19 protein-coding genes and 1 other RNA gene are annotated in these 26,712 nt (G+C 70.1%); 13 read left to right on the forward strand and 7 right to left on the reverse strand.

The features are described 5' to 3' along the window. Positions 1-31 precede the first annotated feature (31 nt). Together ACX114_RS25325 and ACX114_RS25330 are read right to left on the reverse strand one after the other, a co-directional pair. Positions 32-1,621 carry a glycoside hydrolase family 57 protein gene (locus tag ACX114_RS25325; RefSeq protein ID WP_459288590.1) on the reverse strand — a complete coding sequence of 530 codons (1,590 nt, stop codon included), beginning with the start codon at positions 1,619-1,621 and terminating at the stop codon, positions 32-34. A gap of 26 nt (positions 1,622-1,647) precedes the next feature. Continuing rightward, positions 1,648-4,248 (reverse strand): DUF4912 domain-containing protein, encoded by a 2,601-nt coding sequence (locus ACX114_RS25330; RefSeq protein WP_459288592.1) that lies wholly within the window; start codon positions 4,246-4,248, stop codon positions 1,648-1,650. Between the two features lie 135 nt (positions 4,249-4,383). On the opposite strand from ACX114_RS25330, the gene ACX114_RS25335 reads away from it, so the two are divergent. Both ACX114_RS25335 and ACX114_RS25340 read left to right on the forward strand, forming a co-directional pair. Next, the gene (locus ACX114_RS25335; protein ID WP_459288594.1) at positions 4,384-7,230 is read left to right on the forward strand and encodes a glycosyltransferase family 4 protein; all 2,847 of its coding nucleotides are present in this window, start codon (positions 4,384-4,386) and stop codon (positions 7,228-7,230) included. A gap of 99 nt (positions 7,231-7,329) precedes the next feature. Beyond that, positions 7,330-11,922, forward strand: coding sequence for a response regulator (locus ACX114_RS25340; RefSeq protein ID WP_459288596.1), 4,593 nt, complete (start codon positions 7,330-7,332; stop codon positions 11,920-11,922). A gap of 90 nt (positions 11,923-12,012) precedes the next feature. Here the strand turns inward: ACX114_RS25340 and ACX114_RS25345 are convergent, their stop codons facing one another. Then, positions 12,013-12,240, reverse strand: coding sequence for a hypothetical protein (locus ACX114_RS25345; protein WP_014397861.1), 228 nt, complete (start codon positions 12,238-12,240; stop codon positions 12,013-12,015). A gap of 190 nt (positions 12,241-12,430) precedes the next feature. On the opposite strand from ACX114_RS25345, the gene ACX114_RS25350 reads away from it, so the two are divergent. From ACX114_RS25350 to ACX114_RS25380, 7 genes are all read left to right on the forward strand, one after another. Then, positions 12,431-13,372 carry an AAA family ATPase gene (locus ACX114_RS25350; RefSeq protein WP_459288598.1) on the forward strand — a complete coding sequence of 314 codons (942 nt, stop codon included), beginning with the start codon at positions 12,431-12,433 and terminating at the stop codon, positions 13,370-13,372. A 114-nt stretch (positions 13,373-13,486) separates the two neighbouring features. Further along, on the forward strand, positions 13,487-14,437 hold the full coding sequence (locus ACX114_RS25355; protein ID WP_459288600.1) for a branched-chain amino acid transaminase: 951 nt from the start codon (positions 13,487-13,489) through the stop codon (positions 14,435-14,437). 59 nt (positions 14,438-14,496) lie between these two features. Next, the gene (locus ACX114_RS25360; protein WP_459288602.1) at positions 14,497-15,834 is read left to right on the forward strand and encodes an AAA family ATPase; all 1,338 of its coding nucleotides are present in this window, start codon (positions 14,497-14,499) and stop codon (positions 15,832-15,834) included. Between the two features lie 120 nt (positions 15,835-15,954). Then, complete coding sequence (locus ACX114_RS25365) at positions 15,955-16,794, forward strand: Fic family protein (protein ID WP_459288604.1); 840 nt, start codon at positions 15,955-15,957, stop codon at positions 16,792-16,794. Positions 16,795-16,821: 27 nt separating this feature from the next. Continuing rightward, positions 16,822-17,655 (forward strand): deoxyribonuclease IV, encoded by an 834-nt coding sequence (locus ACX114_RS25370; RefSeq protein WP_459288606.1) that lies wholly within the window; start codon positions 16,822-16,824, stop codon positions 17,653-17,655. A gap of 13 nt (positions 17,656-17,668) precedes the next feature. Next, positions 17,669-18,790, forward strand: coding sequence for a DHH family phosphoesterase (locus ACX114_RS25375; protein WP_459288608.1), 1,122 nt, complete (start codon positions 17,669-17,671; stop codon positions 18,788-18,790). Beyond that, complete coding sequence (locus ACX114_RS25380; RefSeq protein WP_459288610.1) at positions 18,787-19,929, forward strand: cysteine desulfurase family protein; 1,143 nt, start codon at positions 18,787-18,789, stop codon at positions 19,927-19,929. The genes ACX114_RS25375 and ACX114_RS25380 overlap by 4 nt, the downstream gene beginning before the upstream one ends. On the opposite strand, the gene ACX114_RS25385 is transcribed toward ACX114_RS25380, so the two are convergent. From ACX114_RS25385 to ACX114_RS25395, 3 genes are all read right to left on the reverse strand, one after another. Next, positions 19,930-20,103, reverse strand: coding sequence for a hypothetical protein (locus ACX114_RS25385; RefSeq protein WP_199738654.1), 174 nt, complete (start codon positions 20,101-20,103; stop codon positions 19,930-19,932). A 108-nt stretch (positions 20,104-20,211) separates the two neighbouring features. After that, positions 20,212-21,204, reverse strand: a complete 993-nt coding sequence (locus ACX114_RS25390) for a serine/threonine-protein kinase (protein WP_459288612.1) — start codon at positions 21,202-21,204, stop codon at positions 20,212-20,214. After that, a complete protein-coding gene (locus ACX114_RS25395) occupies positions 21,201-22,124 on the reverse strand; it encodes a hypothetical protein (protein WP_459288614.1) in 924 nt (307 codons plus the stop codon). The genes ACX114_RS25390 and ACX114_RS25395 overlap by 4 nt, the downstream gene beginning before the upstream one ends. Before the next feature lie 236 nt (positions 22,125-22,360). On the opposite strand from ACX114_RS25395, the gene ssrS reads away from it, so the two are divergent. From ssrS to tyrS, 3 genes are all read left to right on the forward strand, one after another. Further along, positions 22,361-22,553: non-coding RNA, 6S RNA (ssrS, locus tag ACX114_RS25400), on the forward strand. Between the two features lie 19 nt (positions 22,554-22,572). Further along, the gene (locus tag ACX114_RS25405; protein ID WP_459288616.1) at positions 22,573-23,205 is read left to right on the forward strand and encodes a 5-formyltetrahydrofolate cyclo-ligase; all 633 of its coding nucleotides are present in this window, start codon (positions 22,573-22,575) and stop codon (positions 23,203-23,205) included. Between the two features lie 93 nt (positions 23,206-23,298). Beyond that, positions 23,299-24,561: a tyrosine--tRNA ligase gene (gene tyrS, locus ACX114_RS25410; protein ID WP_459288618.1), complete on the forward strand. Its 1,263-nt coding sequence runs from the start codon at positions 23,299-23,301 to the stop codon at positions 24,559-24,561. 28 nt (positions 24,562-24,589) lie between these two features. On the opposite strand, the gene ACX114_RS25415 is transcribed toward tyrS, so the two are convergent. After that, positions 24,590-25,414, reverse strand: a complete 825-nt coding sequence (locus tag ACX114_RS25415; protein ID WP_459288620.1) for an SDR family NAD(P)-dependent oxidoreductase — start codon at positions 25,412-25,414, stop codon at positions 24,590-24,592. A gap of 86 nt (positions 25,415-25,500) precedes the next feature. Between ACX114_RS25415 and ACX114_RS25420 the strand changes: the two genes are divergently transcribed. After that, entirely contained in the window at positions 25,501-26,667 is a 1,167-nt protein-coding gene (locus ACX114_RS25420) for an EndoU domain-containing protein (protein WP_459288622.1), read from the forward strand. The last annotated feature ends 45 nt before the right edge of the window (positions 26,668-26,712 follow it).

The following is a 26,712-nucleotide window of genomic DNA, read 5'->3' on the forward strand; positions in this document are numbered from 1 at the left end:
CCCCCGGCCCGGCCGCCTGTTCCCGGACCGCTCAACCGGGCCGGTAGACGCGGTAGTCCAGCTCGGGGAACAGGTTGTTGCGGCCCTCCACGTGGGACAGCCACGACTCGTCCACGGTTCCGGCGCGCACCTGGTCGTGCAGGCGCAGGAAGCGCTGGAGGTGCTCCTTCGTGCGGCGCACGGCGTAGTCCACCATGGTGCCGGTCTTCATGATGAAGGCCCAATCGGAGGACTGCGCGAGCAGCAGTTCGCGCGCGGCCTGGTTCAGCGCCCGGCGCTTGAGGGACGAGGCGTCCGGGAAGTCCCGGACCAGCTCCACCATCTGCCGCGCGGCATGGTTCAGGTGCCGGTAGATCCAGTCGTTTGTGCCATCCAGCCACATGTTCGCGTAGCCGCCCGCGCCCCAGGACGACAGGGGCGGCGTGGCCACCTGGTTCTCGGGGTGCTCGCGCAGGTCGTCCAGCGGGCTGATCAGCGTGAAGCGGCTGGGGTTGCGCGCGGCCTGGCGGATGAGGGCGTCGATGAAGTGGGGGCCCTCGAACCACCAGTGGCCGAAGAGCTCCGCGTCATAGGGCGCGACGACCACGGGCTTGCGGCCGCCCATGCGCGACGCGAGGTATTCGAACTGGCGCTCGCGGTTGAAGAGGAAGTTGCCCGCGTGGACCCAGGCGCGCTCGCGGGCGGCGGCCGGATTGTAGGGCTGCTTGTCGTTCGTCTTGCCGGTGATGCGGAAGTACTTGAAGCCGGTGTTCTTGCGGTCGCCGGTGGGCTGGATGAAGGGCCGGATGTAGTCCAGGTCCAGGTCCCAGCCGATGTCCCGGTAGAACTCGCGGTAGACGGGGTCGCCGGGGTAGCCGTGCTCGGTGCTCCAGACCTGCTGGCTGCTCTCCGGGTCGCGCGCGAAGGCGGCCACGCCGGGCTCGGTGAAGATGGGCGCGTAGGGGCCGTGCAGCGGGCGGGGCGTGGCGTCCGTGAGCGCGTGCGTGTCCACGAAGAAGTAGCGGATGCGCTCGGCGGAGAGGATGCGCTCCAGGCCCGGGTAGTAGCCGCACTCGGCCAGCCAGATGCCGGCGGGGTCGCGGCCGAAGTTCTGGCGGTAGTGGTTCGCGGCCACCGTCACCTGCGCGCGCACGGCCTCCGGCGTCTGCTGCATGAGCGGCAGGAAGCCGTGGGTCGCGTTGCAGGTGAGGATGTCCAGGTGGCCGGAGTCCTGGAGCCTGCGGAACGCGGCCACCAGGTCGCGCCGGTAGTGGTTGTGGTACGCGAGCCGCAGCGATTCGAAGTGGTCGCGGTGGAAGACGGCCAGCGGGTGGAAGGTGGGGTCGTCCCGGGTGCGGTGCACCTCGCGGGCGCCCAGCTCGCAGAGCGAATCCAGCCGCTTGGCGTAGCGCTCCCGCAGCAGGTCGTCGTTGAGCATCGACACGAGCGTGGGCGAGAGCGTCATCGTCACCCGGAAGGGGACGCGGTCCTCGACCAGCCTGTCGAACACCCGCAGCAGCGGCAGGTACGTCTCGGAGATGGCCTCGTAGAGCCAGTCCTCCTCGAGGAAGTCTTCGTATTCGGGATGGCGGACGAACGGCAGGTGCGCGTGAAGGACCAGCGCGAGGGAGCCCAGGCTCATAGGTCGGTCGGAGAAGCCGTGCGGGTTCACTTCCGTCCACGGCGCGAGGGCCGGGACTTGGAGGAGGACTTGGAGCCCGAGGGTTTGGGCTCCGATGGTTTCTGGGCCGCCTTCGCGGGCGCGGCGGGCGGGGGCTTCACGGCCTCCGTCTTCGCGGGCGGAGTGCTCGGAGCCTCGGCCTTGGCGGAGGCGGCGCTCGGGGCCGCGGGGCTTTCCACCGTCGCGGGCGAAGGGCTCACGGGCACGGAGGCCAGTGCGGCTCGTCGCGCGGCCTCGCGGGCCTTGTCGAGGGCACGCTGTTCGGACGCGGAGGGACCACGTGCCACGCTCAAGGCCCATGGGTCCTTGGGAGGCTCGGGCTCCGTGGGCCGCCACGAATCCGTGGAGGCCATTTCCTGCGTTGATGGAGCGGACAGGACCGAACCTGGAGCCTGCGCAGCAGGACGCGACGACGAGAGGTCCCGCGCTTCGAGCACGTCGCCCTGTGAGCGAGGCGTCTCTGGAGACCAGGCATCCGAGCCCCCGGCCGCACGCGATGCGCCGAGCTGATCCGAAGCGCGATCCACGAGCAGGTGGCGCTGATCCGAAGCACCTGTCGTCCGGGGCGCCGTCAGGTATTGCTGATCCGACGCGCCCGTGGCGCGATCCACGGACAGGTAGCGCTGATCCGAAGCGCCCGCCGCCCGAGGCACGGTCAGGTACTGCTGGTCCGAAGCACCCGTGGCGCGCTCCGCCGACAGATACCGCTGGTCCGAAGCCCCAGCCGCACGCGGCACCGTGAGGTACTGCTGATCCGATGCGCCCGTGGCGCGCTCCACGGGCAGATACCGCTGGTCCGACGCGCCTGCGGCACGAGGGACACTCAAGTACTGCTGGTCCGACGCACCCGCCGCGCGAGGCACGGTCAGATACCGCTGATCCGAAGCGCCCGCGGCACGAGGCACGCTCAGGTAGCGCTGGTCCGAAGTCCCCGGCGCAGGCTGCGCGCCTTGGGTCCCCTGCCCTCCCGCCACGTACCGCTGGTCCGAAGCGCCCGGTGCACGCGGCACCTCCAGATAGCGGTACTCCGAAACGCCACCCGGCAGCAGTGACTCACCGTACCGCTGATCCGAAGCGGCCGGCGCTCGCGGTACCTCCAGATACGGAGACGCCATGTCGTAGCGCTGATCCGAAGCACCCGGTGCACGCGGCACCTCCAGATACGGAGACGCCACGTCATAGCGCTGGTCCGAAGCGCCCGGAGCCAGCTCCACGGCCAGGTAGCGCTGATCCGACGCCCCGGGAGCGCGGGACGGGGCCAGCACCGCGCCCTCACCAAGCGTCGCCTCCCCTACGCGCGCATACTGCTGATCCGACGCCCCAGGCGCTCGCGGCACGCTCTCCAGATACGCCTCTTCCACGTAGCGCTGGTCCGACGCTCCCGGGACGCGCGGCGCATCGACATAAGCCTCGGTGCGCTCGCGGTGGACCTCCGGCACGTCCACCACCCCGGCGCTCCCGGGCAACTGCACCCGGCGCCAGGTGACGTACTCGCGCTCCTCCACCCGGGGAACACGCGCGGACGCCGCCACAGGGACGGCTTCGCGCGACCGGTCCACCACCGGCGGAGGCGGCATGCGCAGGAACCGGATGGACGTGTCCGCCGACGGCCCCGCGGGCGGCAACGTGGCCCGATTGGACGAATGTCCGATGCGGCGCGACCGGCCATCCGAACCGACGAAGTGCGCCTCCACCCGGTAGGTGCGCCCGGGCGTCATGCCCTGCAGATAGAAGCTGCGCGACTCCAGCGCGAAGTCCACCTCGCGCGACACGCCCTCGCCGTCGAACACCTTCATCACCGCGCGCGGCGCCGGCAGGTCGTCCAGCGCCCGGTTCCGGCTCGCGTCACTGAAGTCCCAGAAGACGAAGAGCGTGTGCGGATCCCTCGCGAGCAGCACCATCGCGTCGTCCTGGTAGTCCAGGGGCAGCATGGCCAGGTGCTCGTCGCGCTCGGGCGACGCGTCCGCCGGAGGAAGGCGCGGCGCGTGCTCCTCCAACAAGTGATGGCGGCGCGCCTCCTTCTCCCCCGCCATCTTCGTCACGAAGAACCCCTCGACCAGGGGCTCGGCGGCATGCGGCGGCTCGGGCGCGGGCGGCGCGGCGGCGGGCGGGTCCTCCTTGGGGGCGCTCGATGGGCGCGGCGTGGGCGCTTCCGGCGACAAGGACAGCGTGTCCTCTTCGTCCGGGTCGCGGCGCGCCTTCCCGCGGGCGGGGAACGTCACCACGCGCGCGGGCCGCGTCTTGGGGCCTCCGCTGGGCTCCGTGATGGGCTCCTCGGAAAGTTCTCGTGCCTGCGGCGCGGTGGCGCTCTCAGGCGAAGGCAGGGGCACGGACCCGGACGTCGGGCCCTTGGCGGAGCGGGAATCCGCCGGGCCGGAATCCAGGGCCCGCTCCTCCCCGCCTACGTCACCCGAGCCGCGCCGGGACGTCGCCAGCCCGGCCATGCGCGCGAGCCGCCCCAGGGCGGGAATGCGCTCGGCCAGCGAGGAGACCAGCTCCCGCCCGCGGGACGCGCCAGCTCCCTCCCGGAGGTATTTCCGGGCCAGCTGCCGCAGGTAGCTCACGGTGACGCCCTTCCGCTCATCCATGGACACCTCGCCTCGTTATGACGCGGCATACAGGGGGTCAACGCATCCGTCACGGGATGTGTTGTTCCGCCGACCCCCTTCTTCATCCGTCACACCCGATGACACCTCACCCCTGTCCAAGTATCCTGCGACCGCTTGAGTGACCTGCCCAGACTTCTCCTGTGCAGCTTCGACGTCATCCCCGGCCCGTCTGGCTCCTCACGCCGACTGACCGAGTATCTGAAGGCGTTGCCTGATCGCTTCTCCGTGGTGGTGCTGTCGGCGAAGACGCCCGACCACTCCCATATCGAGAAGTACCAGGGCGCCCGGCTGCTCCGCGTCCCGGTAGGCTCCGGGGACCTGGCGTCGCGCATCCAGTCTTTTGAACGGGCCGTGCGCCGCCAGCTCGAAAGCGAGGACTATGCCCTCGCCCACTTCACGGACCCCTTCGGCGGGTACGCGCTGTGCGAGCTGAAGGCGGACTACGGCTACCGCCTCATCTATGAGGCGCAGACGTTCCCGTCCCAGGAGCTGCGCTACACCCATCCCCAGACGGACGGCGACCGCCGCTTCCTGTCGAAGATCCGCCGCCAGGAGCTGTTCTGCCTGATGAACGCGGACCTCGTCGTCACCGGCTCGCAGACGACGCGCGCGTTCATCCAGGGGCTGGGCGCGGCGGAGGACCAGCTGCGGACGATTCGCGCGCCCGTGGACCTGAAGCCGTACGACCCGGAGGTGCTCGGCGCCCCGGACGGTTCGCCCCTGCGCATGATGTACCTGGGCAGCCACGTGGGCTGGCAGGGCCTGCCCACCCTCCTGCGCGCCACCGCGCTCGCGGCCCAGCAGGTGGACGTGCGCCTGACGCTGGTGGGCGCGCACCATCCGGACTGGAAGCCCCACCTGGAGGACCTGGTCAACGACCTGGGCATCAAGGAGAAGGTCGACTTCCAGCCGCCCGTCGCGCACGACGACCTGGTCAAGGTGCTGGCGCTGGCGGACGTGGGCGTGCTGCCGCTGGACGACTCGGAGCGCAACCGGCTCCAGGGCGGACCGCTGGCCAAGGTCTCCGAGTACCTGGCCGCCGGCCGGCCGGTCATCGCCGCGGACCTGCCCGTCACCCGCGAGCTGATTCCGAAGGACGCGGCCATCTTCTTCCCTCCGGGCGACGCCCGCGCCCTCTCCGAGCGCATCCTGGACCTGGCGCGCGACGTGCCCCGCCGCGTGGCGCTGGGCAAGGCCGGGCGCGCGTTCGCGGAGAAGGTGCTGGACGCCGGCCTCATCCGGGGCCAGTTGCTGGACCTCTACGACTCGCTGCTGGAGAAGCGCGGCCACGTTCCGGTCGAGGCCGCCAGCGAACCGCCCGACGTCACGATGACGGGCACGCCCACGAACCGGCTCGCGAGCCTGGGCATGCCGGAGGCGTCCCAGCCCGCGGCGCCCAAGCCGCCCGCGAAGCCCGCGGCCCAGGCCACGTCCGACGAAGCCGCCCCGCCCCCCGCGAAGGATGGCGCGGAGGACGCGCCCGTGGTGATGGGCATGGCCCTGGACGACGGGATGGACACCCGGCTCGTCAAGACCGAGCCGGACATGCGGCCGGACGAAGTGCCCATGGTCATGGGCCTGCCGCTGCGCGAGTCCGCCAAGGCCGCTCCGGCCCCCGAGAGCAAGGAGGCCACGCCGCCTGCGGAGCCCGCGGCCGCGCCCCAGACGCCCGGCGCCACCGCGAAGGACGAGGAGCCGGAACCGCTGGGAGGCCATGGCTCGGAGCCGGCGCCGCCCACGGAGATGGTGACGAGCCCCCTGGTGAAGGCCCTCGGCTTGAAGGATGCCGGTGGGGACGACGCCGGGGAGCCGGATGCGGAGGCCCGCGCCTCCGAGGATGCCTCCTCTGGAGCGACGGCGGTGGTGCGCCGGCCGGTGGAGGTCGCGGAAGACGACACCCGCACGCCGGCGCCCACGCCCGTCGTGCGCAGGCCGGCCGCCGAGGAAGAAGAACGCGCCCCTACGCCCGTCGTCCGCAGGCCGGCTTCCGAGGACGAGCCCCCCGCGCCCACGCCTGTCGTCCGCAGGCCGGCTTCAGAAGATGAGGCCCCCGCGCCCACGCCCGTCGTGCGCCGGCCCCTGCCGGAAGACGAACCTCCCGCGGCCACGCCCATCGTGCGCCGCCCCGCCTCCCTCTCCGAGGATGAGGAGCGGGCCCCCACGCCCGTCGTGCGCCGGACCGGCGTCATGCGCGATGAGGAGGAGGCCCCCGCGCCCACGCCCATCGTGCCCATGCGCTCGTTGCTGGCCGGGGCGCGCGGCACGAACGCCGGCCGTGCGCAGCGGTCGCAGGACACCGCTCCCTCTGAACCCCCGCGTCTCTTCCCCACCCCCTCTCCCATGGCCGACGCGGACAAACCGCCCATCCGTGGCGGCCTCGCCGCGGATCCAGGCCGGCCCGCCTCCCGCCCTCCGGTGCTCACGGAGTCCGACAAGCCGCCCATCCGGGGAGGCTCCGTCTCCGACGGGGACCGCCCGCCACAGCTGCCGCCCCGCGCCGCCGCGCCGCCGCCCGTTCCGCGCCAGGGACCGCCGCCCCGGCTGATCCCCACGCCGCCCGTGCTGAAGCCCTCCTCGGCCTCGGCCTCGGACGACGAGCCGGAGGAGATCGCCGCCGACGAGGCCCAGTCCCTGGACGACGACGCCGGGCACACGCCCGCCAACGCCAGCGCGGCGCTGGACGAGGCCGAGGAGATCGGCGCCGACGAGGTCCACGACGCGGACTCGCTCGACGTGGAGGCCGCGGACGCCGAGGACCCGGGTCCTCCGCCCGCGCCGCCCGACTCCACCCTCAACCCGTGGTTCGCCCAGTTGGCGCACGGGTACTGTCCCCCCGAGGGCGCCCGCTTTGCCCGGCACACCCCGCCCACCAACTTCCCCGGGCGGGATGTGGAAGCAGGCGTGTCCCCCGGGTCGGTTCCCCCTGTCGGCCAGGGAGCGGTTCGCGGCAAGAACTCGTGAGGCAGCCGACCGAGCACCGCTCGGAAACTTCCCAAGCCTTGCGCCCGCCCGATAGGATGTGGCGGTTTTCACTGCACTTTTTGCTGGGTGAAGGGCTTCATGGAGCGTCGCGTCCTCATCGTCGAAAGCCAGAACGACTTCGCACTCAGCATGGCCTCCGTGCTCAAGAGCGCGGGCTACAACACGGCCATGGCCACCACTGCGTCAGACGCGCAGCGGGAGCTGGAGAAGCGCCGACCCGACCTCGTCGTCGTGCGCGCGGAGCTGCCGGACCAGTCCGGCTTCGCCCTCTGTGGGCAGATCAAGAAGGGCAAGTGGGGCCAGAACCTCAAGGTCCTCCTGCTCTCCTCCGACTCCGGTGTGGAGGGTCTGAACAAACACCGTGAGACGCCGGCCGCCGCGGACGGCTACCTCGTCATCCCGTTCGAGATGGGCGAGCTGGCCTCCATGAGCGCCGGCATCGTGCCGCCCGGCTCCGACGAGTCCGACGCGGACCTGGACGCCGCGCTCTCCGGTGCCCCGCGCGAAGCCCCGCCGCCCATGCCCGGCGTGCGCACGGGCGCTCCGCCGAAGCTGCCCAAGCGCGAGCGCCGCAGCGCGATGACGGACGAGGACAAGTCCTTCATGGACCGGGCCTTCTCGTCCATCGCGGACCGCAAGGCGGAGCTGCTGGCGGAGTCGCGTCAGCTCAAGCGCCCGCCCCCGCGCCGCGAGCTGATGGGCACGCCCGAGGGCAAGATCCAGATCCTCCGGGACGAACTGAAGACGCGTGAAGCCCAGCTCGCGCGCCTGTCGGAGATTTGGAGCGTCCGCGAGCGCGAGCTGCTCTCCGTCGAGGACCGCCTCCACGAGAAGGACGTGGAGCTGCAGGGCCTGAAGATGCAGGTGGACGACCTGCTGCGCCGCTTCAACGACGCGCAGCAGTCCATCGTCCAGAAGGAGCGCGAGCACGGCGCCACCGTCGACGACCTGCTCCTCCAGAAGTTCTCCTCGGAGAAGGACCTCATCGAGGTCGTCGCCTCCAAGGAGAAGGACATCAACGTCCTGCGCAAGGAGGTCAACCTCCGCGACGAGGAGTTGGCCCGGCGCGGCGCGGACCTGGAGTCCTGGCGCAACGAGTTCGACAAGCTGGAGAAGCACCTCGGCGTCGTCACGCTGGAGTTCGAGGTCAAGGAGCAGAAGCTCCAGGACACCGTCCGCGCCAACGAGGCGGACATCCTCCAGCTGCGTGAGCGCGGCGACCAGTTCGAGTCCGAGCTGTCCCGCACCGTCAGCGAGCGCGACAACCGCTACGCCGAGCTGGGCGGGGAGATTCAAGCCCTCCAGGAGCGGCTGACCCAGACGGAGCAGGAGCGCGACGCCACCGTGCGCGGCCTGGAGGCCCGGGCCACCACGGCGGAGGAGCACGCCAGCCGTTCGGACGCGGAGATCGAGCGCCTCAACGCCGAGCGCGCCGCGCTGGAGCAGCGCCTCACGCAGCAGGTGGCGGACCTGGAGTCCGACATCTCGCGCGTCACCGGCGAGCGCGACCAGCTCCGGCTGGACAAGGACGCGCAGGAGCAGGACCTCACGCAGCGCCTGGAGGAGCGGGACGGGAAGATCTCCGCGCTCGACCGCGAGCTGCAGGAGACCATCGCCCGCAACGAGAACAGCGAGGCGGAGCTCAACGCCACCATCCAGCAGCACCGCGAGCGCATCGGTGAGCTGGAGGGCGAGGTCGAGGCCGTCAAGACGCACCTGGAGGACCGCGAGAACGAGCTGACCGCGGAGCTCCAGGCGCTGCAGCAGGCCAAGGACGCGCTGGAGCAGGACCTCACCAGCCAGTTGGAGGACCTGCGCGCGGCGAAGGACGCCCTGGAGGCGGACCTCAACGGCCAGATTCAAGCGCTCACCGAGCAGTTGGACGCGGCCCAGCGCCAGGGCGAACAGCTCTCCGCGCGCGTGGCCTCGCTCGAGGACACCGTCGCCCAGCGCGACGGCACCATCGAGGGCCTGCAGACCGACGTCTCCGACCGCGACGCCCGCATCGCCGAGCTGACCGGCAACCTGGAGGCCACGAGCCAGCAGCTCTCCGAGACGCAGAACACGCTCTCCAGCACGGAAGCCACCCTCGCGGAGACGCGCGGCGAGCTGGAAGCGACGAGCCAGCAGCTCTCCGAGACGCAGGGCACGCTCTCCAACACGGAGGCCACCCTCTCCGAGACGCGCGGCGAGCTGGAGGCCACGAGCCAGCAGCTCTCCGAGACGCAGACGCGCCTGGCGCAGACGGAGGAGACGCTCTCCACCACGCGCGGCGAGCTGGAGGCCACCAGCCAGACGCTGGCCACCACCGAGTCCACGCTCGCGCAGACGCAGGACACGCTGGCGCGCACGGAGGCCACCCTCTCCGAGACGCAAGCCACCCTCTCCAGCACCGAAGGCACGCTGGCGGAGACCCGCGGCGAGCTGGAGGCCACCAGCCAGACCCTGGCGGACACCCAGGCCAAGCTCGCGCAGACGGAGGAGACGCTCTCCACCACGCGCGGTGAGCTGGAGGCCACCAGCCAGACCCTGGCGGACACCCAGGCCACCCTCTCCAGCACGGAGGGCACGCTCGCGGAGACCCGTGGCGAGCTGGAGGCCACCAGCCAGACGCTGACGGACACGCAGGCGAAGCTCGCGCAGACGGAAGGGACGCTCGCGTCCACCCAGGGCGAGCTGGAGGCCACCAGCCAGACGCTGGCCACCACCGAGGCGACGCTCGCGCAGACGCAGGACACGCTGGCCCGCACGGAGGCCACGCTCTCCGACACGCAGAACACGCTCTCCAGCACGGAGGGCACGCTCGCGGAGACGCGCGGTGAGCTGGAGGCCACCAGCCAGACGCTCACGCAGACCCAGGAGACCCTGGAGTCGACGCGCGCCGACCTGGCGAAGGTCACCTCGCACCGCGATGAGCTGGACGCGGAGCTCAACGAGACGCGCGACATCCTCCAGGAGACCAACGGCCTCCTCGCCCGCACCACCGAGGAGCGCGACGCGCGCATCGCGGAGCTGGCGGCGCTCAACGCGGCGAAGGACGCGCTGGAGCAGGACCTCACCGGCCAGATTGGCCAGCTGCGCGCGGACCTGTCCGAAACGCAGGGGCTCTACGACGCGGAGCGCACCGCCCACGCGGCGCTCGCGGAGGAGACCACCGCGCGCATCAACGCCCTCACCGGCGAGCGCGACAACCTCACCGCGGAGCTGAACGCCACCTCGCAGCAACTGGCCGACACGCAGGGCCAGCTCGCCAGCACCCAGGACGCGCTGGCCCGCGAGGAGCAGGCCCACGCGCAGTCCCGCCAGGCCGCCGCCAGCGCCCAGGCGGAGCTCACGCGCCAGCTCACCGAGGCCCAGGCCAACGGCGAGGACCTGGCCGAGCAGCTCATCGTCACCAAGCACGAGCTGGGCACCCGCGTGTCGGAAGTCACGCAGCTGTCCTCCACGCTCGCGCAGACGCAGGACGCGCGGCACCACCTGGAGGACCGCCTCCAGACGCTCACCCACGAGTCGCAGCGCCGTGAGGAGCTCCTCCAGAACGAGGTCGACACCAAGGGCAAGGAGCTGTCGGACACGCTCCGCAAGCTCACGCACGTGACGCAGGAGAAGATGCGTCAGGCGGAGGTGCTCAACCGCGAGGTCACCACCCGCACGGAGCAGGTGAAGCAGCTGGAAGGCCAGTTGGAGCACCAGGCCTCCGAGGCGAAGAAGCAGGCGGACGCGCTCAACCAGCAGATCGCCAACGTCTCCAGCGAGCTGGACGGCGCGCGCAAGGCCATCGCGGACCGCGACGGGCAGCTCCAGCAGGCCGCGAACCAGCAGAAGAAGCTCACCAGCGAGCGCGACGGACTGGCCGGACAGCTCCAGCAGGCCCAGGCCCAGGCGCAGCAGCAGGCCCAGCAGGCCCAGGCCGCCGCCGCCGAGGCGAAGAAGCAGTCGGACAGCCTCGCCGCGAAGCTCGCCCAGGCGGAGCAGCGCATCGCCCAGCTCTCCCAGGAGGCCCAGAAGTTCGCCGCCGACACGGAGGCGAAGCTCAAGGACGCCCAGGCCCAGCTGCAGGCCCGCACCAAGAAGGCCCAGGACCTGGAGCTGGCGCTGGAGAACGCCCAGAGCACCCGCGCCCGCGCGGAGAAGGACCTCAACGCCCGCGTCGCCGCGGCGGAGACCAAGGCCAACGAGGCGGCCGCCAAGCTCGCCACCGCGCAGAAGGACCGCAAGGACCTGGAGGCCCGTCAGGCCAAGGAGCTGGAGGACCTCAACGCCAAGCAGAAGGCGGAGCTCGAGCGCCGCGAGGCCATCAAGGCCCAGGAGGTCGCCCGCCTCCAGACGTCCGTCCAGGAGAAGAGCAAGGCGCTCAAGGTCGCCGAGCTGGAGCTGGCCCGCTACAAGACGAAGGCCCCGGCTGCCGCCGCCCCCGCCGCGAAGGGCGCCAAGGCCACCGAGGAGGAGCACCTGGCCGCCACCGTCCAGGCGAACCCGGTCATCCCGGCCGCCGCCAAGCCCCCGGCCAAGGCCGCCGCCAAGCCCGCCGCGAAGAAGGCCGCCGCCGCGCCCACCCCCGTCCCCGTGGACGAGGAGGCCCCGGAGCGCACCATGGTGATGCAGCTGCCCACCGCCCCCGAAGCCGGTGAGGACGACTGGACGGCGCTCGTCGACGAGCTCGACAAGTAGCCTTCCCCTCCGCTGGAAACGACAAGGGCCCGCGCACTCCTTGGAGTGCCGGGCCCTTCGTCCATCTCAAGACTGTCCTACGCCGACCGGTTACAGCGCCGTGGCCGCCCTGGCCTCACGGATGAGGTCCCGGAAGTGCAGCGCGCCCACCACGTCCCGCACCACCGACACCGGCCGGCCCTCTTCCCGGGCCTGCGCCTGCGCCACCCGCCAGCGCTCCAGCAACGTCCGCGTCGCGATGTACGCCAGCACGAGAGGGAAGCCCCCCGGCATCACCACCACCAGCACCGCCATCGCCAGCTTCAGCCACGCCCACATGACCCGCGACCTCGTCGTCCTGAGATACGCCCGCATAGATGCACGGTGCATGCCCGCGGTGCGAAAATAATTACGCACTCTGATTCCGCAGGGTTACAGCTCCCAAGGCCCTCAAGAGTGCGGACGGCGCCCCCACAACCCTGGCATTTTTGCCGCAGTCGGCGGGAAACCGTCGGTTAAGTTGACGGGCGTGAGCCCCCCTCAACTGACTCCGGAGATTCGCTCGTTCACCAGCGTGGAGGACGCGGCGCGTCGCCTGGAGGCGGTGGGCTACCTGTCGTCCCCTGAAATCGCCACGGCGGTGTTCCTGGCGGACCGGATGGGCAAGCCCATCCTCGTGGAGGGCCCGGCCGGCGTGGGCAAGACGGAGCTGGCCAAGGCGCTGGCCCAGGCGCTGGACAGGACCTTCCTCCGGCTCCAGTGCTACGAGGGCCTGGACGAGGCCAAGGCCCTCTACGAGTGGGAGTACGCCAAGCAGCTGCTCTACACGCAGCTCCTCAAGGACAAGATTGGCGAGCTGACCCAGGGCACGTCCACGCTGGCGGAGGCCGCGGACCGGCTCGCGTCCGGCGACGCGGTGTTCTTCTCCGAGCGCTTCCTCCTCCCCCGCCCCATCCTCCAGGCCCAGCTTTCGGACACGCCCGCGCTGCTGCTGGTGGACGAAATCGACAAGGCGGATCCGGAGTTCGAGGCCTTCCTGCTGGAGGTCCTCTCTGACAACGCTGTCACGGTGCCGGAGCTGGGCACCATCCGCGCGAAGCATGTCCCGCGCGTCATCCTCACCAGCAACAACGCCCGGGAGCTGTCGGACGCGCTCAAGCGCCGCTGTCTGCACCTGCACATCGACTTCCCGGACCGCGAGCGCGAGCTGCGGATCGTCCGCTCGCGCCTGCCGGAGGTCCCCCAGGTGCTGGCCGAGCAGGTGGTGGAGGCCGTCGCCGCCATCCGCGCGCTGGACTTGAAGAAGGCCCCGTCCATCAGCGAGACGCTGGACTGGGCGCAGAGCCTGGCGCTGCTCAACGCGGAGGCGCTCAGCTCGGACGTCGTCGCCGCCACGCTCAACCTCGTCCTCAAATACGAGGGCGACATCGAGAAGGCCCGCGCCAACCTGCCGACCATCGCGCAGGCCTGACGCAAAGCGCCGCACACGGAGTGCAGATCGTTGGCGTTTCACGCTTTGCGTCCCCAGTGTGCCTGGGTACAAGTCCCTCAGCTGTCCCACCCCTAGCCCGAGAGGAACTTCCCGATGAGCTCGACCTCATCCACCGTGCTGCGCGCCGAACACATCTGGCTCGATGGGAAGCTGATGAAATGGGACGAGGGCAACGTGCACGTGATGACGCACGCCCTCCACTACGGCCTGGGCGTCTTCGAGGGCATCCGCGCCTACAAGACCCATGACGGCCGGCTCGCCGTGTTCCGGCTGCGCGAGCACATCCGCCGCATGATGGATTCCGCGCACATCATCATGCTGAAGATGCCCTACACCGAGGACGAACTGGTGGAGGCCACGCTGGAGCTCTTGCGCACGCAGAAGGCGCAGTTCGCCAACGGCGCGTACCTGCGCCCGGTCGCCTTCATGGGCGACGGCGCCATGGACCTGGGCGCGGTGAACCCCACCCGCGTGGGCATCACCGCCTGGGACTGGGGCGCGTACCTGGGCGACAAGGGCATCAAGGAGGGCATCCGCGCCAAGGTCAGCTCGTTCACGCGCAACCACGTCAACGTGAACATGGTGCGCGGGAAGATCACCGGCCAGTACGTGAACTCCATCCTCGCCAAGCGCGAGGCGGTGCTCGCCGGCTACGACGAGGCCATCCTCCTGGACATCAGCGGCTTCGTCGCGGAGGCCTCCGGGGAGAACATCTTCCTCGTGAACAAGAAGGGCATCATCAAGACGCCGCCCCTCTCCTCCCCCGTCCTGGACGGCATCACCCGCGACACGGTGCTCAAGCTGCTGCGCGACGCCGGCCACACCACCATCGAGGAGGTCACCGTCACCCGTGACGCCCTCTACATCTGCAACGAGGTCTTCTTCTCCGGCACCGCCGCGGAGATCACCCCCGTGCGCGAGGTGGACAACCGGCAGATTGGCGACGGCAAGCCCGGCCCCATCACGAAGTTCGTCCAGGACATGTACTTCCGCGTCGTGCGGGGCCAGGAAGCCCGCTATGCGGACTGGCTGACCTACGTTTGAGGACAGTCGGCGGACGTGAAGTCCCGGCGGACGGGGGAATCGGGTAGAACCCGTACCCGATGCCTCCCGCCGGCTACGCGTACGAAGACAATCCCTTCAAGCTGGAGAACCCGTCCGTCCTCGACATCGCTCCGGGTGAGCCGAAGTCGCTGGAGGACACGGGACTGAGGATGGGTCTGCTGTCGGACCTGGGCCTCAAGTTCCTCTACTACGCCGGCACCGGGACGGGCGTGGCCATCGCGGAGAGCATGTGCCTGCCCTGGTCCGGCGTGGTGGAGCACGTGGTGGACTTCCTCGCCGCGGAGAAGCTCGTGGACCTGCGCGGCGGCAAGGGCTTTGGCCGCGCGTCCGTGGAGTTCGCCCTCACGGAGAAGGGCCGCGAGTACGCGCGCGACGCCCTCACCCGCTCCACCTACGTGGGCCCCGCCCCCGTCCCGATTGAACAGTACAACGCCCTCATCAGCAGCCAGACGGAGGAGACGCCCGTCGTGGACCAGGAGGACCTGGTCGCCGCCCTGGGCCACCTCACCGTCTCCGCGGAGCTGATGGACAAGCTGGGCCCGGCCGTGAACTCCGGCCGCTCGCTCTTCCTCTACGGCCCGCCGGGCAACGGCAAGACGAGCCTGGCGGAGGCGATCTCGCACATGTTCGGCGGCGAGGTCTTCGTCCCGCACTGCCTCGAAATCGACAACCAGATCATCAAGGTCTTCGACCGCATCATCCACACGCCCGTGTCGCTGGAGGTGGGCCGCGACGCCAACGGCCGCCGGCAGACCTTCGAAATGGACAAGCGCTGGTCGCTCTGCCGGCGCCCCGCGGTGGTGGTGGGCGGCGAGCTGACGCTGGAGACCCTGGACCTCATCTACTCGGAGAGCACCCGCTTCTACGAGGCGCCGTTCCAGGTGAAGGCCAACGGGGGCATGCTCCTCATCGACGACTTCGGCCGCCAGAAGGTCCACCCCACGGACCTGCTCAACCGCTGGATCGTCCCCCTGGAGAAGCGGGTGGACTTCCTCACCCTGCACACCGGCAAGAAGTTCGAGATCCCCTTCGATCAGCTGCTCGTCTTCTCCACCAACCTGGACCCCAAGGAGCTGGTGGACGAGGCCTTCCTGCGGCGCATCAAGTACAAGATCGAGGTGGGCAACCCGGACGAGGAGTCCTACCGGGAGATCTTCCGCCGGGTCTGCGAGGCGGCCGGCATCCCCTACGTGGACCAGGCCATCACCTACCTGGTGGAGCACTACTACAAGCCGCGCAGCATGGAGATGCGCTCCTGCCACCCCCGCGACCTCGTGTCGCTCATCCGGGACGCCGCCCGATACCGGCAAATCCCGCCAGCCCTTTCAAAAGATCTGCTGGATCAGGTCTGCGAGGTGTTCCTGGTGAATCTGTAGTCAGGTTTTATTTGTTCCAACCGCGCGGAATTTCTAGACTCTCCGTGCCGTTGTACCTCCCGGCGCAGCCTCTGGGAACCAGCGCCCGGGGCGGGCCGGAGCGAGAAGGAGCCGCAGTCCGTGAAGGAACGCTACCAGGACATCGACGAGAAGAACGAGCAGCTGCGCGAGTACCTTGAGATCTACAAGGACAAGCAGCCTGCGCGTGAGTTCCTCGACCGTTTCGAGATGTCGTGGATCTACCACGACGCCGCGCTCGAAGGCGTCGTGTACACGCACCAGGAGCTGATGGCCGCGCTCTTCCCGGAGCGCACGGCGGCGGAAGCCTCCATGATCCCGGTGGTGCTGGAGATCCGCAACCACAAGGCGGTGGCGGACTACATCCGCGAGGAGGCCGCGGGCGCGAAGAAGCAGTCCGCGCTCACGCTCACCACCATCAAGCGGATGCACGACCTCTTCCTGGGCAACACGCCGGAAGCGCTGGCCGAGCGTGCGCGCATGGAGCGGCGCGAGCGCACGGAGAAGGAGCTGGCCAAGGAGCGCGACCGCGCGGGGCTGCGCAAGGACATGCCCCTGCACCGCACCTACTTCCACGACATCACCCAGCCCGCGAAGATCCAGGCCCGGCTGGAGAAGCTCGTGGACCACACCGCCAGCGCGGAGTTCCGCGAGTTCCACCCCATCAAGCAGGCGGCGGTGGTGCAGCACGAGTTCCTGCAGATCTTCCCCTTCACCGAGCACAGCGGGAAGGTGGGGCGCATGTGCAGCAACCTCATCCTGCTGCGCAACGGCTACATGCCCGCCGTCATCCACTCCATCGACCGGCAGCGCTACTACGAGTCCTTCCGCGCGCCCGTGGCCACGTTCCGCACGGTGCTGATGGACGCGATGGAGAACTCGTTGGACAACGGCGTGAAGTACTTCCGCGACCTCGGCCGCAAGTACAAGACCGTCGAGTAGCGGCCGAAGAGGGACGAAGTCGAAGCCGTGCGCATCGGGGCTCATGAATCCATCGCCGGAGGCGTGAGCCAGGCCTTCCAGCGAGCCGAAGCGCACGGCGCCCGCGCCCTGCAGATCTTCACGAAGAACGCGCGGGGCTGGAGCGCCCCCGCCCTGACGGACGCGGAGGCCCAGGCCTTCCGCGCCGAGGCCCGCCGCACGGGCCTGCCCGTCATCGCCCACGGCAGCTACCTGGTGAACCTGGCCGGTGAGGCGCCGGAGGCCCGCGAGAAGTCGCTCGCGTGCGTCGCCGAGGAACTCACTCGCTGTGAGCGCCTGGGCATCCCGCTGCTCATCCTCCACCCCGGCTCCCACCCGGACGAAGCGCGGGGCCTGCGCCTCATCGCCGAAGGGCTGGACGAGGTGCACCGTCGCTGTCCCGGCTACACCGCCCGCGTCTGCCTGGAGGTGACGGCGGGCCAGGGCAACGCGCTGGGCTGGCGCTTCGAGCACCTGGAGGAGCTGCTTTCCCGCGTCCAGGATGAAGCGCGATTGGCGGTGTGCCTGGACACGTGCCACCTCTTCGCGGCCGGGTATGACCTGCGGACGCCCAAGGGCTACGCGGCGGTGATGGACGAGTGCGACCGGCGCGTGGGCCTGCACCGGGTGCGCGCCTTCCATCTCAACGATTGCAAGAAAGACCTGGGTTGCCGGGTAGACCGGCATGAGGAACCGGGCAAGGGGGCGATCGGACTGACGGCCTTCCGCTGCCTCATGAAGGACGCGCGGTTCGTCGACACCATTGGGGTGTTGGAAACACCCTTTCCGGAACGTTATGGGGAGAACATCCGACTTCTCGAATCCCTGTGGCGGAGGAAGTAAAAGAAGAGTCCCCATGCCTGTCACCCCGTCCCTCCAAAGCCGCCGCGCCCAATTGCCTGCCGGGAGCGAGCTCACGGAGCCTCCGCCAGCGCGGTTGGCCAAGCTGCCCGCCACCGACAAGCTGGCCCGCCTGCTCCAGGTGGCCAAGGGTCACCGCCGGGCGCTCATCCTCACCCACGACAACCCGGACCCGGACTCCATGGCGGCGGCGGTGTCGCTCGCCCATCTGCTGGAGCGCAAGGCCGGCCTCGAGGCCCACGTGGGCTACGGCGGCATCATTGGCCGGGCGGAGAACGTCGCCTTCGTGCGCGTGCTCCGGCTGCCGGTGTCGCACGTGTCGCAGATCGACTTCAGCCAGTACGACCTCTTCGGGCTGGTGGACACGCAGCCGCCGGTGCGCAACCACTCGCTGCCGGCGCGCTACCGCGCGGACCTGGTGGTGGACCACCACCCGCTGCGCGAGGAGAGCCTCTTGGCCCCCTTCGCGGACGTGGGCGGCGACTTCGGCGCCACCTCCACCATGCTGGTGGAGTACCTGCGGGCCGCCCGGCTGGAGCCGTCCGTGGAGATCGCCACCGCGCTCTTCTACGGCATCAAGGCGGACACGCGGGACCTGGGCCGTGAGACGACCCAGACGGACGTGGACAGCTACCTGTGGCTGTTCCCCCGCTGTGACAAGCAGTTGTTGGGGCAGATCGAGCACCCGGAGCTGCCGGCGCGCTTCTTCCAGCTCTTCCACACGTCCATCGAGAAGGCGAAGGTCTACGGCACCGCCATCATCACCGACCTGGAGGAGGTCTACTCCCCGGACCTGGTGGCGGAGGTCGCCGAGCGGATGATGTACCTGGAAGGGATGAAGTGGTCCCTGGCCTACGGGACGTACCGCAACCAGCTCTTCCTGAGCCTGCGCGTGAAGGACCGGCGCATGAACGCGGGCCGCCTCATCCGCGAGCTGTGCGAGGACCTGGGCGGTTCGTCCGGCGGCCACGGCAGCATGGCCGGCGCGCGGCTGCCCCTGTCCGGCAGCGCGAACAAGCGCAAGGCGCTCAAGCGCGAGGTGGTGTCGCGCTTCCTCGAAGCCTTCGGTGTCTCCGAGGAGCGGCCGGTGTCGCTGCTGTCCGCGCAGGACACGTGATCTACTGGGACCACAACGCCGCCGCGCCGGTGCGCGCGGAGGTGGGCGCCCTGCTCGCCCGGGCCTTCACGCAAGGCGGCTTCGGCAACGCGTCCAGCGTGCACGGTGGCGGGCGCGAGGCCCGGGCCCGGCTGGACGCGGCGCGAGCGAAGGTGGCGCGCGTCCTGGGCTGCGAGCCGAAGGAGATCACCTTCACCGCGTCGGGCAGTGAGGCGGATGCGCTCGCGCTGGTGGGGGCATACGCGGCCCGTCCGGTGAAGGAGCGCCGCCGCGTGGTGTCCACCACGGTGGAGCACCCGTCGGCGCTGGGCGCGCTCGCGCTGTTGGAGAAGGACGGCGCCCAGGTGGTGCGGCTGTCCCCTGACGCCCACGGCCGGGTGCCGCTGGAGTCCGTGCTGGAGGCGCTCACGCCGGACACCGCGCTGTGCTCACTGATGTGGGCCAACAACGAGACGGGCGTGCTCCAGCCGGTGGCGGAGACCGCCCGCGCGTGCCGTCAGCGCGGCATCCTCTTCCACACGGACGCCGTGCAGGCCGCGGGCAAGGTGCCGCTCACCTTGCGCGAGGTGGACGCGGACCTGCTCTCCCTCTCCGCGCACAAGTTCGGGGGCCCCCAGGGCGTGGGCGTGCTCGTGGTGCGCAAGGGCGTGGACGTGCGGGCGCTGACGCCCGGGCACCAGGAGGGAGGCCGGCGCGGAGGCACGCAGAACGTGCCCTACGCCGAGGCCCTGGCCCTGGCCCTGGAGCTGGCCGCCGCGGAGCAGTCCACCACCGCCGCGCGGGTGGAGGCCCTGCGCGACACCTTCGAGCAGCAGGTGCTCCAGCGGCTCCCCGGCGTGACGGTGAACGGCGCCGGCGCGCCCCGCGTGCCCAACACCAGCAACCTGCGCTTCGACGGCGTGGAGGGCGAAGCGCTGCTTATGGCGCTGGATCTGGAGGACATCCGCGTGTCCTCCGGAGCGGCCTGCGCGTCCGGCACCCTGTCTCCGTCCCACGTGCTGCGCGCCATGGGTCTCTCTCCCACCGAGGCGCGCGGCAGCCTGCGCTTCAGCCTGGGCCCCAGCACCACCGGCGCGGAGGTCTCCCGCGTCGTGGACGCGCTCTGCGCCCACGTCCCCCTCGTGCGCGCGCTGGGCTGATCACCACTTCTGGTCTGGCAGGTTCTTCTCGCGGACCTCGGGGTCGGGCTGTCCGTAGCCGGGCATCCCCTCCTTGGCCTCGTCGGCCTTGGGCGGAAGCCGCTCGTCGCCGTGCCGCGTCTCGCGGGTGGGCTGCTCCTGCTCGGGCTGCTGCTGCTTTCGCTCGGTCGCCATGGATTCCTCCCGGTGCATGTTCGCGGGAGGAAAGGTCATCATCGGTAGCAGGCGCCGCAGCGGGCTCCACCGGCTGGGGGCCCGAGCGACAGGGCCCTGCCCGCCCGGCTACCCGTTGTCGTCGGAGGGGCCGTTGGGCGGCGAGCCCCGGTACGCGGGCATCTCGTCCGTGGTGCCGAACAGGCCGCGCACCACCGCCGCGATGGCCAGCGGCGTCCCCACGTTCTCGTCGAAGTGCGGCGACAGCGCCGCCGCGTACTCCTCCGCGGACGGGAAGCGGTCCTCGGGGTTCTCCGCGAACGCGCGCGCCAGCACGTCGTCCAGCGCCTGCGGGATGTCCGGACGCACGGAGCGCAGGAGCCTGTACTTGCGCGACAGGATGCCCGCGAAGACCTCTTCCGGCGTCGTGCCCACGAAGGGCCGGCCCAGCGTGAGCAGCTCGTAGAGCACCACGCTCGCGGCCCACAGGTCCGCCTCCGGCGTGACGGCGCCCTGGAGCGACTCCGGGGACAGATAGTACGGCTTGCCCAGCACCTCGCCGCCCTGGAGCTTGCCGTCCACCAGCACGCGCGACACGCCGAAGTCGCCCAGCTTGATCTCCCCCACGCGGGAGATGAACAGGTTGGACGGGGACACATCGCAGTGGACGATGCCCAGCGGCTTGCCGTCCGGGCCGGTGGCGGTGTGCGCGTACGCGAGCGCCTCCAGCAGCACCTTCGCCAGGTACACCGCGAAGTCGACGGGGAGCGGAATCCCGCGCGCCTTGCACCGGCGCAGGATGTGGCCCAGGTCGCGCCCGTCCACCAGGTCCATCACCAGGAAGGACACGTCGTCCAGCATCCCGGCGTCCAGCACCTTCACGATGTTCGGATGGTCCAGCTGGCGCGACAGCTGCGCCTCGCGGCGGAAGAGGTCCACCGACGCCGGGTCGCGGGTGAGCGCGGGCAGCAGCCGCTTGAGCGCGACCGTCCAGCCTTCATAGGGACCGGAGCGCACGCGCGCGCGGTACACCTCGGCCATGCCGCCCTTGCCCAGCAGCGATTGGATTTCGTAGTTGCCGAAGACGCGGATGGGCTTCGACACGGGAGTCGTCGCGTTCACGGGCTGGAGCTTCCAGCTCCTTGCGGATCACGGCCCTGGACCCGCGGCTTGCGACCCCGGGCCTGCTTCACCAGCGCCTCGTACAACGGTCCCTCATTGGCGAACTGCTGGAGCTCGCGCTCCACCAGCGTGTTGCCCTCCGGAGGAGACCAGCCTTCCTGCAGCGCCCGCTTCAGCGCGGCCTGGGCGAACGCCGACTCCTGCGCCGCCCGCTTCACGCACGCGGTCCAGAAGAAGGCCTCCGCCCGCGCCGCGCCACTGCCCAGGATGCGCGCCTGATCCAGGAACTTGAGCGCCTCCGGCTGCTGCTTGCGCAGGTGGTGCGACACGCCCATGCCCGTCAGCGCCCAGGCGTTGTTCTTCTCCTTCTCCTGGGACAGCACCAACTGGAACTGCTGCGACGCCCCAAAGGGATTGCTGAGCAGCAGCGACTGGCCCAGCTTGAGGGTGGCCGCCACATCCAGCGGCTCCAACCGGCGCTGCGCGGCGATCTGCGCGGCCCCACCGGACGGCGGAGCGGGCACGGGAGCCTGCGCCTGGCGCTGCTCGGGAGCCTGCGCCGTCGCGGGCGTCGGCGTCAGCGCGGCCCCCTGCTCCGTCGCCCGGAACACCAGCATCCGGTTCTTGGGCAGGGCCGGGGACTCGCAGCTGTCCTCCAGCTTCACCACGCCGCCCAGCGCCCGCTCCTCCACGTTGTAGACGAGCATCACCGGGAAGCTGCGGGACGGGGTGCAGGTGTCCCCCGTCTGACAGAGCGTGAGCTCGCCCAGGAAGACGTTGCCCTGGAAGTCTCCGACCAGGATCTGCTCGGCGACCGAGCGCTGGCAGGGCCCCCCGGCCGGCGCGATGCCCACCAGGTGTTCCCCGTCCGAGCGCAACTCGATAGGGCCGAAGGCATCTGCCTGGTAGGTACTGTTCATCTGCGGACCCGCCCAGGCGAATCCGGAGGTGAGGCAGGCTACCGCCGCGAGAGCCAATGTTGGGGTCGGGAGCGACATGTCGGGGACCCGGGCATCATAGAAGTCCACGGGGCGGCTTGTAAACGCGCGAGGACGGCTTGACCGCACGCTTCTCCATCCTTATCATTTTCCCAGAACGCCCTGGGATTTTCCCAGTAATTCTAAGGACTTGCAGCAAGATTTGAGCGGTAAAGGTCTGTTCCCTGCGGGGTGCGTGATGCCCAGCAGAAATTCGAACCGATACGTCCATTCCGGGGTCCGTTTCGGTCGCCATGTGCAAGCCCTCCCCCTTCACCGGGGATGAGGGAAGCCTGCGGTGACATGATTTCGGTCCCCACCTGGCTTCTAAGGGTTCAATGGACGCTGGACACACGGCTCGGCGGGGGACTCTTTCTTTGGAGCGGCGGCGGTGAGCGAGACGGCGGCGGATACGGTGGCGGCGGCGGCGGAGAAGAAGGTAACGCTTCGTGAGGAACTGACGGCGCGCCGCAAGGCGATGACCAACGACCTCATCGACGAGCGTGGCCTCAAGGTCCAGTCTCGATTCCTGGCGTCGCCCTATTACGAGAAGGCGCGGACGGTGGCGCTCTACGCCCCCATCCGGGGCGAAGTGCCCACCCGGGACATCCTCATCGCGGCGTTGCAGGACGAGAAGATCGTCTGCTACCCGCTGTCCCACGTGCACGGGCGCATCCTGGCCTTCCGGGCCATCAAGTCGGAGAGTGAACTGGAGCCGGGGCGCCTGGGCGTCCGTGAGCCCACGAACTCCTCGGACCTGATTCCGGTGGATCAGATCGACCTGTTCGTGGTGCCCGGCCTGGGCTTCAGCCCGGACGGCAAACGGTTGGGACGTGGCGGCGGCTATTACGACGCCACCCTCAAGGCGGCCAGCGCGCGCAGCCGCCGGGTGGGTCTGGCCTTCAACGACCAGATCGTCCAGGCGCTGCCCACGACGAGCGACGACGTGGACATGGACCAGATCGTCACGGAGAGCCAGACGCTGCGCGGCCTCTGCCGCAGCTTCGACTTCCTCGACACCTGAGCTGTAGGACAGGCGGGGTGACAGCCACGGGTGGGGCGGACATGGAAGTCCCGCCCTGCCCGTCGTCTTTTTTGGGCTAGTGTCCGCGGCGCCATGAACCCGGACGCACTGCGCAAGGCGACCCCCGAAGAACAGTTCGAAGAAGTCACTCGCGGCACCGTGGATTTGCACGTGCCGGAGGACCTGAAGAAGAAGCTCCAGCGCTCGTATGACAAGGGCAAGCCGCTCATCATCAAGGCGGGCTTCGACCCCAGCCGTCCCGACCTGCACCTGGGCCACACGCTGCTGCTCACGCGCATGCGGCGCTTCCAGGAGTTCGGCCACACGGTGGTGTTCCTCATCGGTGACTTCACCGCGCTCATCGGGGACCCGTCCGGCAAGAACGCGGCCCGGCCTCCGCTCACCCGCGAGCAGGTGAAGGTCAACTCGGAGACATACAAGCAGCAGGTCTTCAAGGTCCTGGACCCGGACAAGACGGTGGTGAAGTTCAACTCGGAGTGGCTCGACGCGCTGGGCACCGAGGGGATGATCCGCCTGGCCGCGCGCTACTCCGTGCAGCGCATGCTGGAGCGCGACGACTTCAAGAAGCGCTACCGGGAGAACACCTCCATCGCCATCCACGAGTTCCTCTACCCGCTCCTGCAGGGCTACGACTCCGTGGCGCTGAAGGCGGACGTGGAGCTGGGCGCGACGGATCAGCTCTTCAACCTGCTCGTCGGCCGTCAGCTGATGAAGGAAGAGGGCATGGAGCCGCAGGTCATCATGACCGGCCCCATCCTGGAGGGCCTGGACGCGAAGCTGGTGGACGGCGTCATCACCGGCTCCAAGATGTCCAAGAGCCTGGACAACTACGTGGGCATCGACGAGTCGGCGGACAACATCTTCGGCAAGTTGATGAGCATCACGGACGACCTGATGTGGCGGTACTACAAGCTGCTCTCCGCCATGCCGCTCAAGCAGGTGCTGGAGCTGGAGGAGCGGACGAAGTCCGGCGCGGCGCACCCCAAGGCCGCGAAGGTCGCCTTCGCGCAGGAGATGGCCGCGCGCTTCCAGGGTGAGGAGGCCGGCCGCAAGGCGGCGGAGGACTTCGAGAAGCGCTTCGCCAAGAAGGAGCTGTCCACGGAGGACCTGCCGCTCGTGGAGATTTCGCTCGCGGGCGCGGAGAAGCTGCTCGTCACGAAGCTGCTGCCGGAGACGAAGTTCGTCGCCTCCGCCACCGAGGCCCGCAAGATGATGGGCCAGGGCGGCGTGAAGGTGAACGGTGAGAAGGTCACCGACCCCAAGGCGGAGCTGGGGGCCGGCGAGTACACCGTGCAGGTGGGCAAGCTGAAGGTCGCGCGGGTGAAGCTGTCCTGAAGTTCCCTGGTGCCGCCCGGGCCTGATTTCAGGGCGCGGGCGGCTCCTTCGGCAGCGCGCCTTCGTACAGCGCGGCCGAGCGCCCCATCATGAAGCCGTGGGGCAACAGCTTCATCATCGTCGCGAGGAAGCGGTTGAGGACGCCGGGCACGGAGAGCTCGCGGCGGTGCACGAAGGCCTCCACGGCGGTGCGCGCGCAGGCCTCCGCGGACATGATGCCCACGTCGCCCGCCTTGAACTTCCGGTCCAGGCCGGACACCGACAGCATCTCCGTGGCGATGCCGCCGGGCGCGAAGACGGTGACGGACACGCCCGCCTTGCGCAGCTCGTAGGCCAGGCCCCGCCCGTAGCTGATGACGAACGACTTCGTGGCCGCGTAGGCCGTCTGGTACGGCAGCGGCGCGAAGCCCGCGGTGCTGGCGACGAGCATCAGCGCCCCTCCCCCGTCCCGCTTCGCGAAGTGCGCCCCGAAGAGCTGGGACATGCGCACCACGCTGGTGATGTTGGTGGCGAGCATCGCGTCGAAGGACTCGGGCTGCTGCTCCAGCGCGTGGCCGAAGTAGGTGACGCCCGCGTTGAGGATGACACCTTCGACGGTGCGGCCGGACGTGGCGGTCTCGAAGACGCGCGCGGCGTCGCCGGGCTTCGTGAGGTCCGCGGAGAGGGGCAGCACCTGCACGCCGTGCGCGGACTCCAGCTCCGCCTTGAGCGCGGTGAGCCGGTCCTCGCGGCGGGCGACGGCGATGATGTGGGCGCCGTGCTCCTTCGCGAGCAGGCGGGCCATCTCCAGCCCCAGGCCGGACGACGCGCCGGTAATGAGCACCCAGCGGCCTCGGAAATTCATCGGTTTCATATCGGGCGCGTTTATTTCGCGGCGCGGCGCCGGGCGCAACCGGGGAACAGCGGGCTTCGGGCGCCCCTGTTAGAGTCCGGCGCACCATGCGCCTCTCCGGGTCGCTCGCCTGCTTCTTCCTGGCCCTCTCCACCGCCCCCGCCGCTTTCGCGGGGAGCGGCGTCTTCGTCACCGACGACGCCGTGGACGCGGTGGACCAGCCCGAGTCCTCCAAGGTCGTCTTCTCCGTGCAGCCGGGCGTGTCCTATCCGCTCATGAAGAAGGGCGGCCCCGACCGCGCGTGGTGCAAGCTCCAGGGGCCCAAGGCGGAGGGCTGGGTGCTCTGCGATGGCACGCCCATGGATGCCGTCCAGAAGGCGCCGGATACGGACGCGCTCGTGCGCGCGGACCATGAGAACACGCGCCAGCAGCAGGCATCGCGAGGCGGTGGGGTGTCCCTCGCGGAGGCGAAGCCCGTCGGGAGCGGAGCCGGCGCGGGTGCTCCCGAGGCTGAGGCGGACGACGAGGAAGAGGTCACCGTGGCGGTGCGTGCCCCCGCGGGCCGCGCGTCGGCTCCGGGCGACGCGGCGGCGTGCGCGAGCACGTGTGATCAACCGCCCCTCTTCGCCAAGGCCCCGGCGCTGTCCGCGATGGACCGCGAGGTGCTGGACCTGTGCCCCGCGCGTCCCGACGCGAGCGTGAGCGCCGGGGACGTGCAGCGCTTCTTCGCGAAGCACTACGACGACGCGCGGATCCAGCGCGCGCTGTCCGCAGCGGGCCGTCCGGGCACGAAGCAGGCGAACATCGAGTGGCTCACCAGCCTGTGGGTGAGCACCGGCCCGCGCAACGCGTTCACGCACGTCTTCTGCGGAGACGACTGGCAGCGCGGCCCGATTGGCGGCCTCCACTTCCTGCCCCGCTACGCGCAGCTCGAGGCGGAGGGAAAGGTCTGCTACCAGGGCCCTGCCAGGGGCGAGGAAGCGGTGCGCGGCGAGCAGTACCTCATCCGCTTCAAGGGCCTGTCCCCGTGGTCCTGCGGCGTGAAGCGCACGGGCGGCTTCTCGACGTCGCAGGACGCGGTCTCCATCGCCGCCATCGGCACCCGGGCGTTCGCGCGCTGCTGTGCGCGGGGCGGGGCGAAGAAGGAGGGCGGCGTGTACTCGGCGCCGGACGTGGGGGGCGGCAACTGGCGCATCTGGTGCGGCACGCGCAACGGCACCTACGGCATCGCCACGCTGCACCCCACCGACGAAGCCGCCACCTGCGCGGAGTAGCGGCGGACCGGCGCCATGAAGGACGCCGGTCCCCTTCCCTGCTGA

Source organism: Corallococcus sp. M7, from assembly GCF_054512695.1.